Source organism: Bradyrhizobium sp. CSA207 (genome assembly GCF_029051685.1).
Lineage (GTDB): Bacteria > Pseudomonadota > Alphaproteobacteria > Rhizobiales > Xanthobacteraceae > Bradyrhizobium.
Window position 1 is genome coordinate 1 of sequence record NZ_JAACFT010000114.1, and the last position, 1,004, is coordinate 1,004.

The window sequence follows — 1,004 nt, forward strand, 5'->3', positions numbered from 1 at the left end:
TGCTCTATCTCGGCAATCTCGACGCCAAGCGCGACTGGGGTCATGCCAAGGATTATGTCGAAGGCATGCACAAGATCCTGCAGGCCGACAAGGCGGACGACTTCGTGCTCGCCACCGGCGAGATGCGCTCGGTGCGCGAGATGGTCGAGCTGTCGTTCGCGCAGGTCGGTCGCCGCATCGGGTGGCGCGGCGAGGGCATCGACGAGACCGGCATCGACATCAAGAGCGGCAAGACCGTGGTGCGGATCGATCCGACCTACTTCCGCCCGACCGAGGTCGATCTGCTCGTCGGTGATGCCAGCAAGGCACGCGAGGTGCTCGGCTGGACGCCGAAGCGGACGTTTGTCCAACTCGTCGAGGAAATGGTGGCGAGCGATCTGGCGGAGGCAAAACGGGATGTGGCTGGTGGCAAACGCACCGTTTGAGCTGACAGGCAAGACCGTCTACGTTGCCGGACATCGCGGCATGGTCGGCAGCGCGCTCGTGCGCCGCCTGGCGCGGGAGGACGTCAAGCTCGTCACGGTGGACCGGCGCGAGGTCGATCTCTGCAACCAGGCCGCCGTGTTCGACTGGTTTGCGAAGACGCGGCCGCAAGTCGTCTTCCTTGCCGCCGCCAAGGTCGGCGGCATCGTCGCCAACGACACGCTGCGCGCCGAATTCATCTACGAGAACATCGCGATTGCGGCCAACGTGATCCACGCTGCGCATCAGAGCGGCGCCGAAAAGCTGATGTTTCTGGGCTCGTCCTGCATCTATCCGAAGCTGGCGGCGCAGCCCTTGCGCGAGGACTCGGTGCTGACCGGCCCGCTGGAGCCGACCAACGAGCCCTACGCGATTGCCAAGATCGCCGGCATCAAGATGGCGGAGGCCTATCGCAGCCAGTACGGATGCGACTTCATCAGCGTGATGCCGACCAATCTCTACGGCCCCGGCGACAATTATCATCCCGAATTGAGCCATGTGGTCGCCGCCCTGATCCGCCGCTTCCACGAGGCCAAGGTCGC

General features: G+C 64.4%; 2 protein-coding genes. Both read left to right on the forward strand.

Translation table 11 applies throughout. From position 1 onward, the window contains the following. A partial coding sequence (locus tag GWG65_RS40205) for a GDP-mannose 4,6-dehydratase (protein WP_275200919.1) occupies positions 1-425 on the forward strand: 425 nt, incomplete at its 5' end. Continuing rightward, positions 397-1,004 (forward strand): NAD-dependent epimerase/dehydratase family protein (locus GWG65_RS40210; protein WP_275200920.1); only part of this gene is annotated, 608 nt, incomplete at its 3' end. The genes GWG65_RS40205 and GWG65_RS40210, both read left to right, overlap by 29 nt.